Source organism: Thermodesulfobacteriota bacterium (assembly GCA_040753795.1).
GTDB lineage: Bacteria > Desulfobacterota > Desulfobacteria > Desulfobacterales > Desulfosudaceae > JBFMDX01.
Genome location: JBFMDX010000023.1, coordinates 51,721 through 65,800 on the forward strand (window position 1 = coordinate 51,721; position 14,080 = coordinate 65,800).

A 14,080-nucleotide genomic window follows, 5' to 3' on the forward strand; every position below is an offset into this window, starting at 1 on the left:
ACCCGTCTTATCAGCTGAAAAGGCTGGTTTTCCGCGGCGTCTGCACGGATCAGGGGAATATGACATTCACGGTCGTCGTTCTCCCCGGTATCAGTACGATCGCATCTTCCACCTGGGTCGTTCTCCCCGGTGAACCGGCTACCAGCTTATAGGTGTCCACGGGCAGGGTCAGGTCGTATTCACCGGCGGCGATATTGTTCCCGTTATTCATTCCGTTTGAAACATTGACCGCGTCGACTTCCATCTCCCGGAGCCCTTCACCGCACTGACGCTCCATTCGGAAGCTGAGGGTGGCGCCGGCGTATTGATCTCCGCCGGTTATCAGCACAGTCCCCGCAATAATTCCAGTCGAGGCGGCCTGGAGCACGAAATTCTGCGTGTAGGCGGACCCGGCCTCTGCCCGGAAGGTATCGCATGCCGGGGAATAACCCGGGGCGTAAGCCACGACGGTATATTCTTCACCCTCTTCCAGATACATGGAATAGCGCCCGTCTTCATCAGTGAGCGTGGAGGCGGCGATCTGAACCCGGTCTTTATCATCTGTCGCCGCCGGATGAAATGTCTGGGCCGAAACCCTTATGCCCTCGGTGTTGTTCGGGCCGGTTACCGTCCCGCTGACGATGGCGTTGCCGGCGGTGTCAACGATTTTGATGACGGGTTTGAGAATGTACTGATCGCTCTGGCCGGCTTTGAAAACCGAAGCGGAGGCGTCAAAATCCAGGATCAGTTCAATCGTTCGGCCGGACAAGACTTCAAATTCGTGCACCAGTTTTATGCCGGACTGATAGGCGCTGGGCACTTTCAGTTCGTGCACCTCGTTATCATCCGTGTCGATCACGTAATTGGCGAAGGGATGGGAACCGTTGAGGATGTTCCGGCCGGTGTCCGGGGTATCCCCCAGATAGAGGCGGACCTGGGTGTAGACCCCGGCCGGGAGGTTCGTCAGGCCGAGCTGTTCCATGACGCCGTTGACCAGTTCCAGCAGGTTGTAAGTTGTTTCCGGGACCGCCACGGTGGTCCACTCGCCGCCTTCGTCGGCTTCTCCATCCGCGTCTCCCTGGTGGACCTGGACTTCATCGATGGTGACATAAACAGCGCTGTATTCCTCGGTAGCGGCATCGGTAAGATATAAGGACATGGTCCCGATCCCGCCATCGGACGATCCGCCGCCACCGCCGCCGCAGGCGGACAGCAGCAGGCACAGGAACAGTACGGGGAGAATCCGGAAATAATGGTAATGGTTTTTCATGACGACCTCCCTTTTTAAATTCAATGAACCCATCCTTTATATATAGGGTATCTCTAAAAATTAGAATTTTGGTTCGAGGTCAAGGCGCGCGAAAATTTTAACCGGAGGAATACATTGAAGTATTTCGAGGATTAAAATTTGAGCGCAACGCCGAGATCGAGCCAAAAAGCAATTTTTAGAGGTGCCCTATAATATCAGACCGGATTCGGGAGTCAACTTTTTCCGGATATCCCCTCATCCGGGGCGATAGGAATAATGTGCTTCGACCACGGCCTTTGACCTGAACGACCGGGCCCGTCATCTGGGGTCATGGCACCCCCGAAAGAAGAGGGTTTGTTGTTGAGCGGGGGCCGTTCTCATGGTAATTTTTTGATATATCCGGAAAGAACATCCTCGCCGGATAACGAAAGCAAAAGGCCATCTCTAAAAATTAGAATTTTGGTTCGAGGTCAAGGCGCGCGAAAATTTTAACCGGAGGAATACATTGAAGTATTTCGAGGATTAAAATTTGAGCGCAACGCCGAAATCGAGCCAAAAGGCAATTTTTAGAGGTGGCCAAAAAGTTAAAAACGCGTTTGAAAGGCTATCAAGTTTGAAAGCAGTCGTTCTTATCCCGCCGGTATACGATTTTTACTTCACCCCCCATCGCTCCGCCGGTCTGGGCGCGGAAATCCTGTGTAAACTTCTGCAAGCCAAAGGCTGGCAGACCCGGTTGTTGAATTTCCCGCTGGAATCGAAAAAAGGCGTAAACCAGGATCTCCCTTCCGCCCTGGGTTATCTGAAACCCTATCTGATGGAAGGCGAGACCGGCCAGCTCTCGTTTTTTACCCGCTATCAACGATTCGGTCCCGCGCCTGAAGACTGCGTCAGGCAGGTACTGGCTGATGCCCCTGATCTGATATTGATTTCCTGTTTTGCCTTCTGTTACGCCAGCGCCGCCGTCGATCTCGCCGCCAAATTGCGAAAGGCCGATCCGCGCCCTGTGATTGCCTGCGGCGGCGCCGGGGTCAGTGCCCATCCTGAATATTTTATCCGTCATCCGGCTGTTGATTACGCCTTTACCGGAGAAGCGGAAGTCTTTCTGCCGGACTTTCTGGAAACCATTGCCTCAGGTTCGCGTGACTTCAGCCGGATTGCCAATCTGTTTTGGAAAAACAGCGACGGGCTGATCACCGCCCCGTCCGGTACCCGACAGACGCTTCCGGGAGAAATCGCCTTTACTCTCAAAAAGACGATGGAAACCACCGCCGCGGTTTACTTTTCAACAACCCTCAGCCGGGGATGCCCCAAAAAATGCCGCTTCTGTTCCAACTTCATTTCTCACGGCAGGCAGTTTCGTACCATCCCGCCGGCAACCATCGAGGCGACCCTGGCCGGAATGAAAATTGCCCGGGAGACACGCGGGAAACCGGTTTATATCAACTTTGAAGATGATAATTTCCTCTGCGATCCCGCGTATTTTTTTTCGGTGCTGGACCGTTTCAGGGCCGTGTTCCCGGAGGCCGGTTTTCTGGCTGAAAACGGCATTGACTATACGCTGATCACACCCGACCTGCTGGACCGGTTGATCCGGTCCGGCTTCAGACAGTTCAACCTTTCCATGGTCAGCACCGACGAAAAACTGCTTGATCGTGAAAACAGGTCGGCCAGTCGGCAGCTTTACGAGACCATTACCGCCACCCTGAAGCGCAACAACCTTCCCTGTATCACCTACTTTATCTGCGGTTTGAAAAACGACACCCGGGAGAAGGTGGCGGCGACTCTGGCGTACCTTGCCGGGCAGGAGACCCGGGTGGGGATCTCCCTGTTTTATCCCGTTCCGGGCATCCCGGATTATCAGGACAAATCTTTTTTTGACGGAATTGATCCCTGCCGGTGCGCGGGATCATCCGCCTATCCCTGGAACGGATCCCTGACCACCCGGGAACTGGTCACGGCCTTCCGGCTGAGCCGCCTGGTCAATCTGATGAAATCGGAACGGCGGACCGACGCGGACCGGACGCTGATCGCGAAATCAATTCGCGAACGGCGGTTGTACACGGAATCGCGGAATCGCGGCGGCAGGGAAATAGTGCCGGTCCCGGATATGGATGAGGAGCTGCTGGATCTTTTTTTCGGTAAGCTGCAATCGGGCGCCGTTTAACCCAGCGCCTCCCTGACTTTTTCCGCCAGCTCCCGGATGGTAAACGGCTTGGATAAAAAGCCGGTCCCTTTTTCCGTCAGTTCCGCTTTACCCAGTACATCGGCTGTATATCCGGAAATGTAAAGGCAGCTGATGCCCGGCATCATTTCCCGGATGCGCTGCGCCAGTTCACGGCCGTTCATCCCGGGCATGATCACGTCGGTCAGCAGCAGATCGATGGAATGTTCTCCGGATTGTATCAGATCAAGCGCCTTTTCCGGAAAGGAAGCGGCCAGCACGGTATATCCCAGTTGTTCCAGAACGGTGGTGCCGAACTTGAGAATGGCCTGGTCATCCTCGACCATCAGGATGGTTTCGTGCCCCTTGGGAATAATAGCGCTGGATTCATTGTTCAGTTTTTCGGGGATTTCCCGGCTTTCGACCACCGGAAAATAGATTTTAAAGGTCGTCCCCAGCCCGGGCTCGCTGTAAACCGTGATGATGCCGCTGTTCTGGCGGACGATCCCGTAGACCGTGGCCAGCCCCAGTCCGGTGCCCATTCCTTTTTTGGTGGAAAAGAAAGGTTCGAAAATCTGCTCGCAGACCTCCTGGCTCATGCCGCAGCCGGTGTCGCTGATGGTCAACAGGACATAAAGACCGGGTTTGATGTCATCCGGGAATGTGTCGTCATATGGCTGATCCAGGACGATGTTCCGGGTTTCAATGGTCACCCGGCCGACGTTGCCGATGGCATCCCGGGCATTGACCAGCAGGTTCGTCAGGACCTGGTCGATCTGGGACGGGTCAATCATGATATAGCCGATGTTCTCTCCGGGCATCCATTGCAGGGTAATGTTTTCCCCGATGAGCGGATAGAGCATGGGCAGCATATCGGAAACGGTTTCATTGATGTCGAGCGTTTCCGGTACGACGGTCTGTCTTCTGGCAAAGGCCAGCAATTGCCGTATCAGCCTGGCGGACCGGGTGACGGTGTTGCGGATGGTGCTCAATTGTTCTCTGGCCTCATCATCCAGCGGCTGTTTCATCAGGACCAGTTCCGTGTTGCCGATGACGACCGACAGCATATTGTTAAAATCATGGGCCACGCCGCCCGCCAGCTGGCCGATGGCCTCCATCTTCTGGGCCTGATGGAGCTGGGCTTCGAGCCGGGCCCTGATTTCCTCCCCCTGTTTGCGCTCTTCAATTTCCGCTTTGGCCCGCTTGATGGCCTGGTCGTTAATGGAGAAAACCGCGGAAGCGACACAGCAGGCGATAATTAACGCCAGGGAATTGTCGGACAGAAAGTCAACAACGGCATAATCCGGAATCGGTAATTCCTGCCGGAAGAAATAGATAAACCCGAAAAGAAAACCGATATTGATCAGCCCGTAGAATATAATGACGGATTTCTTCCTGTGGATGATCAGCGGCATCAGCCCCATGAGGCAGACAATAAAGATAAAAGAGTTTAACCGGACGACGGGAACACCCGGATCGAAAATAATCACCAGCCAGACCGCAATAATAATGATGATCACAAACAGATGCGTGGCAAGAAAAAAACGGCCGCGTATTAACAGAAAAATGCAGACGGAAACGCCGATAAAACTCGCCATCGTGGCCAGGGTGACGGGAGTAAGAACATACCCCATTATCTGACGCTGAATAACCGCGACAACAACAGCCAGGACAACAATCACGGCCAGTATGGACAGGCACAGCGTTAAGAAAAACCGGGCCTTCAACTGGCGGTCGAGGTCTGATCCGGCATAAGCCGTCAGTGCCTGGCTGTACCACTTTTCCAGAAAATTTTTCATGCCATGTCACTTGATTGAAAAAAGAACCCGAAAAAAACTCCCCCTGTTCGTTTACTTATCTTAAAGGGGAGGATAAGTCAATGTTTGTAAGGTTTAAGGCCACCTCTAAAAATTGCCTTTTGGCCCGATTTCTGTGTTGCGCTCAAATTTTAATCCTCGAAATACTTCCATGTATTCCTGCGGTTAAAATTTTCGCGCGCCTTGAACTCGAACCAAAATTCTAATTTTTAGAGGTGGCCTTAAGGTTCAAGGTTTAAGGTGCAGGGTATAAGGTGCAGGGTTTAAGGTGTAAGGTTCAGGGCGCGATAATGATTGAATTTTAAAAAGATGACGTGGTATGGTGCGCGGAAAAGGCGGTATCCGAAACCGTCTGTATTACCGCCTTCACCATTCTGATTTTCCGGGATCATGCTCATCAAAAAAAAGGAGGGAGACCATGGGGTACAAGACCATTGTGGCAGTTGTCCGGACCGATGACTATACCGGTATTGACGAGGCGGTTGCCGCCGCCTTGACCCTGATCAAAGCCGAAGCATACATCACGCCTGATGACCGGATCCTGATCAAACCCAACCTGCTGATGAAAATAAAGAATGCCTGTACCGAAGGCGATTTCCTGGCGGCAGTGGTGCGGTATGTCAAACAGCGTAACACCAACCTGCATCTGGGCGATTCGCCGGGACAGTTCCGGCACCGGGCCAGAAGCGTCATGCAGGCGGTCGGGCTGGATTCCGTGATGGAAGCCGAAGGCCTCGCCTACGCGGAATTTGAAGCCGGCGGCGTTCTGGTTGAGAATAAAAACGCTCAGCTCATGAAAAAATCCCATATCGCTCGGCCGGTGACGGAGGCCGACTGCGTCGTCAATCTCTGCCGTCCGAAATCCCATGTGGAAGCCGGATATACCGGCGCGGTCAAGAACTACTGGGGCATCATTCCCGGCGGGGAAAAAGCCCGGTGCCATCTGTACGGCCGTAATCCGTCCGAGTTCGGCGCCGTGCTGGCCGACAATTATCAGACCTTTCTCAGCCTGGGGAAAAAACGGCTGGTGGTCATGGACGCCCGCAAATTCATGGAAGGGCCGGGCGGGCCCGCCAACGGGTTCATGCGTAAAACCAACCTGGTCCTGGCCGGTTATGACGAGGCTGCCGTGGACATGGTCATGCTGGCCATCGGACGAATTGACGGGGTCAGGGCCGTTCCGCATCTGCGGTCATGCCATGAGCGATCACTGGGCGTCACCCGGCTGGAGGATATCGAAATCGTCGGCAGGTCCATTGACGAAGTCCGCTTCAAACGCAAGGCGGGGATCATTTCCACCACCACGGCCAGCCTGCTGAATAATTTTCTGGTCCGCACCCTGGCTTACAAGTACATGCGCCGAATGCCGGCTTTTGCCGACCGGGAAAAGTGCGTCATGTGCGGCGACTGTTTCAATATCTGCCCCAATCATGCCATATCCTGGCAAAAGAAGGAGACACCGGTCTTTCATCCGGAAAAGTGCGTCAGTTGCCTGTGCTGCGTGGAGTGCTGCCCGCAGCAGGCGTTGAAAGCCACATCGGCCGGATTTTCCGGTCTTTTCCTCAAGTACCCTGATATAGAACTTCCTGGGCATGATTAAAAAAGGTTCAAGGTGAATGGTGAATGGTGAAGGGTGAAGGGTGAAGGGTGAAGGGTGAAGGGCGGCGTTGAGCGCGTTGAGAAGTTGAGATGTATTGGGGGGATGGTTTAGTTCTTCTGTCCGCATTGTCTTTGCGCTGACGATTATAACGCTGTCGAGAATGCCTGTTTTTGTTTTGACTAACCGCAGGATGGACATGAAAAAGGGTAACCCGTCAACAGCAGGGTTACCCTTTTTTTCAGAAAACGGCTTCTTGGGACTGTTAAAAATTTTTATCAGTTGCCCTGGCAGGGCTCCGGCGTCAGCAGCAGGGTTTTGGTGTACTGCTTTTCAATGTTCTTCTCCTGGAAGGGAAAATTCTGATATTCGCCCTTCATCCAGGCGAAGATCCCGTCGTCATAGTGGGGGCTGGCGGGGTTGTCCGACTGCCCTGAACTGTTGATCCCGACCATGGGCTCCTCGCTGCCGAAATCGACAATGATGCGCATGGCCGGGATAAGCCAGGTGTCGAAATCTCTGCCGGGATGGTAGCCGGAGACATTCAGGGTGGTATGGTCGCCGGGGGCCGGGAAAGGGCCGCGGTCAATATATCCGGACATGATTTTCATCCCCAGTCTATCCAGAAAGCCCATGTGGGGCGCGAGCCGGGAGGCGTCCGTCAGCCATTCGTAATGGTGCATCTTTCCCCATTGCCAGTATTCAGGTTCCGGGCCGCATTTTTCTTCCAGCAGGTCAATCGCGTCCAGTACCGTCCTGGCCAGGATTTCATGGCGCTGCTCCACCACGGTGGTGGTGACATCATCCCAGAAGGGACTGGTCTGGCATCGGCCGGACAAGTGGTCATGATGGGCCGAATAGGCCATGAGGAAGATTTCCGCCAGGGATTTCCAGGCCAGGGTGTCGGTCCCGCCGCATTCATCGGCGAACAGGTTTTTGCTCAAACAGGACATGAAGGCGCCGCAGAAGGCCGCGCCGGCGGAATCAACGTTCATAAAGCCGTTGAATTCCCGGAGTACCTTCAGGCCGGCTTCCGCCCTGGTTTTATCTTTCTCACCGCTCCAGGCGGATTTCATCTTCTCCAGGGTGGTTTCATCCAGGAGTGCCTGCTTGATATACCCGACAAAGGGCGAAAACGTATCCGCCTGCATGGCCCGCGCGGTTTCAGCGGTAAATTCCGTGCCGCTTTTTTCGATCAACTGACGAATTCGTCCGGCCCGGTCCGGGTAATACCATGAGGAGGACAGGGTATAGGTAAAGTCCGCCGGGACGGTCCGGTTGTTGGCGGTGCCGATAAAGCCTTCTTCCGGGTTTTTCACGACCGGGTGAAGCGAGGGGTTGAGAAATCCCTCCCAGTCATACTCGCCCGTCCATCCCGGTGAGGGGCACAGCCCCCGGCCGCCCTTTCTGACCGGGAACCGGCCCGTAACCTGCCAGGCGATATCTTTTTCGTCGGCCATGACCAGGTTCAGGGGGATGATGGTCCGGCTGGAAGCGGTCCAGGTGAGGATGCCGTCGACGGATGTGGCCCGCATGATATTGAAAAACACGTCCATGGTCCGGTCCGGTTCAAAAGCCGCCCAGCTCACGGCGATGCCCAGGGCCTGATCCGTCGGCATGGGCACCAGCAGGTGCCGGGGGTCTTTGGCCAGTATCCGGTTCATGAGGGGCCCGTGAACGGTTTCATGGACCGTGACGGAAACGTCTTTGCCGCCTTTGACCTTGATGACTTCATCGCGGGTCGCTGTTTTGATCCAGTCGCCTTTATAAAGGTAATAGAGCCCGTCGTCTTTCTGCTGGAGTTTTTCCAGAAACACGTCCTGGTTGTCAGCCATGACCATGGTCATGCCGGCCGCGATATGGCCGTTGTACCCGGCGATGATCCCCGGCACGCCGGCCAGGGCAACGCCGGCGCCTTCCAGCGTCGGGCAGCGGAGCTTCATCAGGTGCCAGAAAGAGGGCATGACCAGCGGCAGATGGGTGTCATTGGCCAGGATGGGTTTGCCCGATTTGGTGAGTCTGCCCGACACCACCCAGTTGTTGGAAGCGGCCGCCGCCGGCACCACCAGTTTGTTGGTCCGGCAGATCACCGAGAAGATGTTCTCAAGATCCGCGGCCGCGGTGGTCAGGTCAAGTCCTTCCAGTTTTTTCATTTCCGTAAAGGGAAGGGGTTCGTCGGGATAGATGGGGGTCAGCCAGGCCAGTTTTTCCGGGCTGATTTTCTGCGCCAGGTTTAAAATGCCGATTTCTTCATGGAGGTTCTGGGCCAGGCCCAGGGTCAGGACGAGAAACACGGAGATGGAATCAATCGGTTCCCACTTCTCCGGCTTGTGGCCGGTAACCCGGACCATCATGGGCAGGGGGTTGTTGTCCAGATAGGCGTTGACGCCGTCGCTGTAAAGCTTAAGAAAATGGCGGAGATCCGCGGAGGCCGAATTTAAAATGATCTCCGCCGCCTTGTTGACGCCCATGGCCCGCAGATAAATGTCCATTTCCACGGCGGCCTGACCGGCCATTTCCGACAGGCGGCCCTGGCCTACCAGCCGGAACCCTTCCATCTGGGCGAAACGGTCGCAGGCGCTGATGTAGCCCATGGCCACGATCAGATCCTCCAGACTGGCCGCGTCGATAAAAGGGACGCCCATGTTGTCTCTTTTTACGGTCACTTTTTCCGCAATGCCCGGAATCTTCTGAACGCCCTCATCCGGCGGCAGGGTTTTCCCGAACAGGCTGTCCAGGGACGATGTGCAGCCGCACAGCAAACAGAGGAAGGTCGCAACGATAACGAGCGAGGGAAAAGCAAACGAACCGTGACCGCGAAAATGACGCCGCATGATGTTCTCCTTGGCATGAGGTGGATATGAAAATAAAATGCCCTGATGATTATAGGCCACCTCTAAAAATTGCCTTTTGGCTCGATTTCGGCGTTGCGCTCAAATTTTAATCCTCGAAATACTGTTAAGTATTCCTCCGGTTAACATTTTCGCGCGCCTTGAACTCAAGCCAAAATTCGAATTTTTAGAGGTGACCTTTAATTTTTAACAAGGCGCCCGGGATGTGTCAATTCTTTTCTGGCCACCGGAAACGGCCTCACAGAAACCTTCCCTTGACTTTGAAACCGGCGGGCAGGTAATGTCGTGGCGGTCTGTGATGATGATCATGACGGACCGTAACCGGAAGGAAGAGCGGCATGAACGCCTATCAGATCGAACAACTGGAATCATTGCAATCGATCCGGCGGCAGCTCGAAACGATGAGCACCGCGACAAAAGACGCTATTGTCGGGGAAACGGCGGATTATCTAACGTTCCGCCGGGAAGTAGCGGAATTCCATTCCAGGCATTTTGCCGGCGTCTGCACGGAGAAATGCTATCAGAGCCGCCTGTCCGCCTGCTGCTCCCGTGACGGCATCATCACCTTCTTTGCCGATATGGTTATCCATATGCTGGTTTCCGATTCCGCGGAAATCGACCTTATGGAACAGGCCGTCCGTCATCCGGAATTTGATTTCAAATGCATCTATCTGACCCAAACCGGTTGCCTGTGGAAAATCAAACCCGTTGTCTGCGAATTTTTTCTCTGCGACGAAGCGGAAAACAAGGTTTTTAATACCCGGCCGGAAGCACTGGCCCGGTGGAAGGATTTTGAGGAATCGAAAAAGCGATTCACCTGGCCTGACCGGCCGGTTCTTTTTGAGACCCTGGAAAAATTTTTCATGGACCGGGGGTGCGATTCTCCCCTGATGTATCTGCATAAAAGCCCCGGACTCGTCAGTCTGAGAAAAAAACGAGACGCGAGTCAGTCCTCCTCCCCTTTTATCTCTTGATCATCGGATGGATTTGTTTCATAATAAGCCCAATCAGTCGGTATCCGTCCAACTCACTGAATAAAAATCATTTCCCGGGAAGATCGGCCATCGTTACCGTCTGATCCGTCAAAAGGTAATCGTTTTTTATCTTGATATTAATAATATGAAAATAATTGAGCGGTTGAATGTGATCGTTCATGGACCGATCGGGGTGCTTTTGTTTCCGTAACAGGGTCGCGCGAATGGCGGGGCGCTAACAGGTTGTAAAAATTTTCAGCACGATTTCCGTCTTCCGGTCCGGCGCCGCGTTTTTCCCATGGAAGTAAAAAAGTAATTATTTGTTATTGTTATGTTATTTGCTGGAATGCCGGTCAGTTGGCATGGCATCATATTTGCTCATTATGAGAAGATACCCCGTGGCGACAGTTAATCCGCCGCGGGGATAAGTTGATCCGGTCCGGGGGCGACGATAGTCGCGCCGGTCGGTTTCAATCGGGGGGATGTTCAATCTTTTTACTGGAAAGATCAGGAGGGCATCATGAGCATGAAAAAGAAGTACAATAAGAACAAAACGTTGTGCAAGGTGACATTTCAGGTTCCCAGGGAAGCGGCCATGGGGGCCACATCCATCAGCATTGTCGGCGATTTCAACCACTGGAGCATCAAGGATCACCCCATGAAGCGGAATAAAGCCGGTGCGTTTTCCGTTACGCTTGAGCTAAAAACCGGTCGGGAATATCAGTTCCGCTACCTGATGGATGAAAAAGTATGGGAAAATGACTGGGAAGCTGATAAATATGTCAGAAGTGAATACGGAAATTGCGAAAATTCCGTTGTGATCGTTTAAACCGGATCTTTCAGGGACGATAAATCATCCGGGTAAGAACTGGTTTGAAGGTGTGGACTTATGAGTTTTTTGCAGACATTTCAGGTTTTTCCGGATGTGCCGCCGTCTTTGAAGTTTCTGGAGGTTCTGGCGCGGAACCTGTGGTGGTGCTGGAACATGGATGCTATCGATCTTTTCCGCCGGATCGATCCCAGAAAATGGGACGCCTCCGGCCGCAACCCGATCATTTTTTCCACCTTGATCAGCCGGGAGCGAATGCGCGAACTGGCCGAGGATGAGGGATTTCTGGCCCACCTGAACAGAATCCGGGAGCAGTATCAGGAACAGGTGCTGGACCCGGTGGATGAAAACCGCTCCGAAGCCGATCGCCTGGAGAACGACGCCGTCGCTTATTTTTCCATGGAATTCGGCATCCATGAAAGCATTCCCCAGTTTGCCGGCGGGCTGGGTATCCTGGCCGGAGACCACCTGAAAGCCGCCTCGGACATGAAACTGCCCATTGTCGGTATCGGTCTTTTTTACCGCAGCGGTTATTTCAACCAGTATCTCAACCACGATGGGTGGCAGCAGGAGAGTTTTCCCGAGATCGATATCTTTCATCTGCCCATGAAACGGGCGACCGACAAGGAAGGCAGGGAGGTCCGGTTATCCATTCCCGGCCCGGACGGTGACATCAAGCTGACCGTCTGGAAGATCAAGGTCGGCCGGGTTCCCCTGTATCTGCTGGATACCAATCTGATTGAAAACAGCCAGTATATCCGGGATGTCAACTCCCGTCTTTATCGCTCCGACGGCCGGGTCCGTCTGGCCCAGGAAGTCGTGCTCGGCATCGGCGGCATGCGGGCCCTGGAAGCCATGGGCATCAGCCCCGTGGTGTGCCACATGAACGAGGGCCATTGCGCCTTTGCCACCCTGGAACGCCTGCGGCAGATCATTGTCCGGCATGGGGTCGACCTGCAGACGGCCATTGAAATCAATGCCCGGACCACCATCTTTACCACCCATACCCCGGTCCCGGCCGGCCATGACGAATTTCCGCCGGATTTTGTCCGGCCTTACCTGGCCCAGTTCGAGCAACCCTTCGGCATCTCCGTTGACGCCCTGATCCGCTGGGGACAGATCAACGGAGGGGAGAACAGCCCCTTTTCCATGTTTATCCTGGGACTGCGTCTGGCCCAGTATCGCAACGGCGTCAGCGCCCTGCACGGAAGCGTCGCCCGGCGGATGTGGGCCCATATCTGGCCCGGTTGTCCGGAAGAGGAGATCCCCATCCGTCATATTACCAACGGCGCCCATATCCCGTCCTGGATATCCATAGAGAACGCCCAGCTTTTTGAGCGATACATCGGTCCGGACTGGCATCTCGGCATGCATGAGAACGCCTTCCGGCGTATTGACGATATTTATGACGAGGAACTGTGGCGGGCCCATGAGATGAGCCGGACCCGGCTGATCCGCTCCTGCCGGAGACAGATCGTCATGCAGTACGGCCGTCGCAACGCGCCCAAATCGGTGATGAAAGAAGCGGAGACGGTGCTGGACCAGGGCGTGCTCACCATCGCGTTTGCCAGGCGTTTTGCAACCTATAAACGGGCCACCCTGCTGCTCCGGGACATGGACCGTCTGGAAGCGATTTTAAAATCCAAAGACCATCCGGTTCAGTTTATTTTTTCCGGCAAGGCCCATCCCCGGGATAATGAAGGCAAGGCCCTGATCCAGCAGATCGTGAAAGTGGCCAGGCATACGGAGTTCCGTCACCGGGTGATCTTTCTGGAAGATTATGATATCAACATCGCCCGGCACCTGGTACAGGGAGCGGACGTCTGGCTCAATACCCCCCGACGCCCCTATGAGGCCTGCGGCACGTCCGGGATGAAAGCCGCGGCCAACGGCGTGCTGAACGTAAGCGTTCTGGACGGCTGGTGGGCCGAGGGCTATTCCATGGAAACCGGCTGGGCCATCGGTGACGGCGAAGAGTATGACGACCACAGCTATCAGGACGCGGTGGAGAGTCAGGCGCTCTACAATATTCTGGAAAACGACGTTATCCCCTGCTTTTACGAAAGACAGGGGGGTGGGCTGCCCGTCCGGTGGCTGCAGAAGATGAAAGCCTCCATGAAAATGGCCGCTGAACATTTCTGCGCCCACCGCATGATCGATGCCTATAACAGCTTTTTTTATGAACCGGCCAGGAACCGGTATCAGGAATTAACCCGGGACAGCGCCGCCGCTGCTGTCTGCCTGAAGGATTTGCACCAGTGTCTCCGCACGCAATGGGGAAAGATTACCATCAGCCAGCCGGTGCGCAAGGAGAGCGGTCCGTTCAAGGTCGGTCAGGCCTTTCCCGTGGAAGCCGTCGTCCACCTGGCGGATTTGTCGCCCGATGCCGTGAGCGTCGAGCTTTATTACGGTTCGGTTAAAACCGTGGATACCATCGCCAATGGCAATATCGAACCGATGAACGTGGTGGAGAACCTGGGGGAAGGCGTCTATCGTTACGGCTGTGATCTGCCCTGCAACCTTCCCGGCCGTTTCGGATTCACGGTCAGGGTAATCCCGAGGGGGGATGATTTTATCCGTTTCAGTCCCGGCCTGATGACCTGGGCGTGAAAGAGTTAAGTG

Annotated in this window: 8 protein-coding genes; 5 read left to right on the plus strand and 3 right to left on the minus strand. The window is 54.6% G+C overall.

Translation table 11 applies throughout. The features are described 5' to 3' along the window. Positions 1-49: 49 nt before the first annotated feature. Entirely contained in the window at positions 50-1,249 is a 1,200-nt protein-coding gene (locus AB1724_18415) for a DUF4382 domain-containing protein (protein ID MEW6079787.1), read from the minus strand. 592 nt (positions 1,250-1,841) lie between these two features. On the opposite strand from AB1724_18415, the gene AB1724_18420 reads away from it, so the two are divergent. Then, positions 1,842-3,392, plus strand: a complete 1,551-nt coding sequence (locus tag AB1724_18420; GenBank protein MEW6079788.1) for a B12-binding domain-containing radical SAM protein — start codon at positions 1,842-1,844, stop codon at positions 3,390-3,392. On the opposite strand, the gene AB1724_18425 is transcribed toward AB1724_18420, so the two are convergent. Further along, entirely contained in the window at positions 3,389-5,188 is a 1,800-nt protein-coding gene (locus tag AB1724_18425; GenBank protein ID MEW6079789.1) for a response regulator, read from the minus strand. The genes AB1724_18420 and AB1724_18425 overlap by 4 nt on opposite strands. Before the next feature lie 436 nt (positions 5,189-5,624). Between AB1724_18425 and AB1724_18430 the strand changes: the two genes are divergently transcribed. After that, positions 5,625-6,806, plus strand: a complete 1,182-nt coding sequence (locus AB1724_18430) for a DUF362 domain-containing protein (protein MEW6079790.1) — start codon at positions 5,625-5,627, stop codon at positions 6,804-6,806. A gap of 275 nt (positions 6,807-7,081) precedes the next feature. Here AB1724_18430 and AB1724_18435 read toward each other — a convergent pair whose 3' ends face one another. Further along, on the minus strand, positions 7,082-9,637 hold the full coding sequence (locus tag AB1724_18435) for a penicillin acylase family protein (GenBank protein MEW6079791.1): 2,556 nt from the start codon (positions 9,635-9,637) through the stop codon (positions 7,082-7,084). A 356-nt stretch (positions 9,638-9,993) separates the two neighbouring features. Here AB1724_18435 and AB1724_18440 point away from each other — a divergent pair, with 356 nt between their 5' ends. The 3 genes from AB1724_18440 to glgP all read left to right on the plus strand — a co-directional run bounded on the left by AB1724_18440 (position 9,994) and on the right by glgP (position 14,068). Beyond that, positions 9,994-10,629 carry a hypothetical protein gene (locus AB1724_18440; GenBank protein MEW6079792.1) on the plus strand — a complete coding sequence of 212 codons (636 nt, stop codon included), beginning with the start codon at positions 9,994-9,996 and terminating at the stop codon, positions 10,627-10,629. A gap of 520 nt (positions 10,630-11,149) precedes the next feature. Continuing rightward, entirely contained in the window at positions 11,150-11,458 is a 309-nt protein-coding gene (locus AB1724_18445; GenBank protein ID MEW6079793.1) for an isoamylase early set domain-containing protein, read from the plus strand. 60 nt (positions 11,459-11,518) lie between these two features. Beyond that, positions 11,519-14,068 (plus strand): alpha-glucan family phosphorylase, encoded by a 2,550-nt coding sequence (gene glgP, locus AB1724_18450; protein MEW6079794.1) that lies wholly within the window; start codon positions 11,519-11,521, stop codon positions 14,066-14,068. Positions 14,069-14,080: the final 12 nt, after the last annotated feature.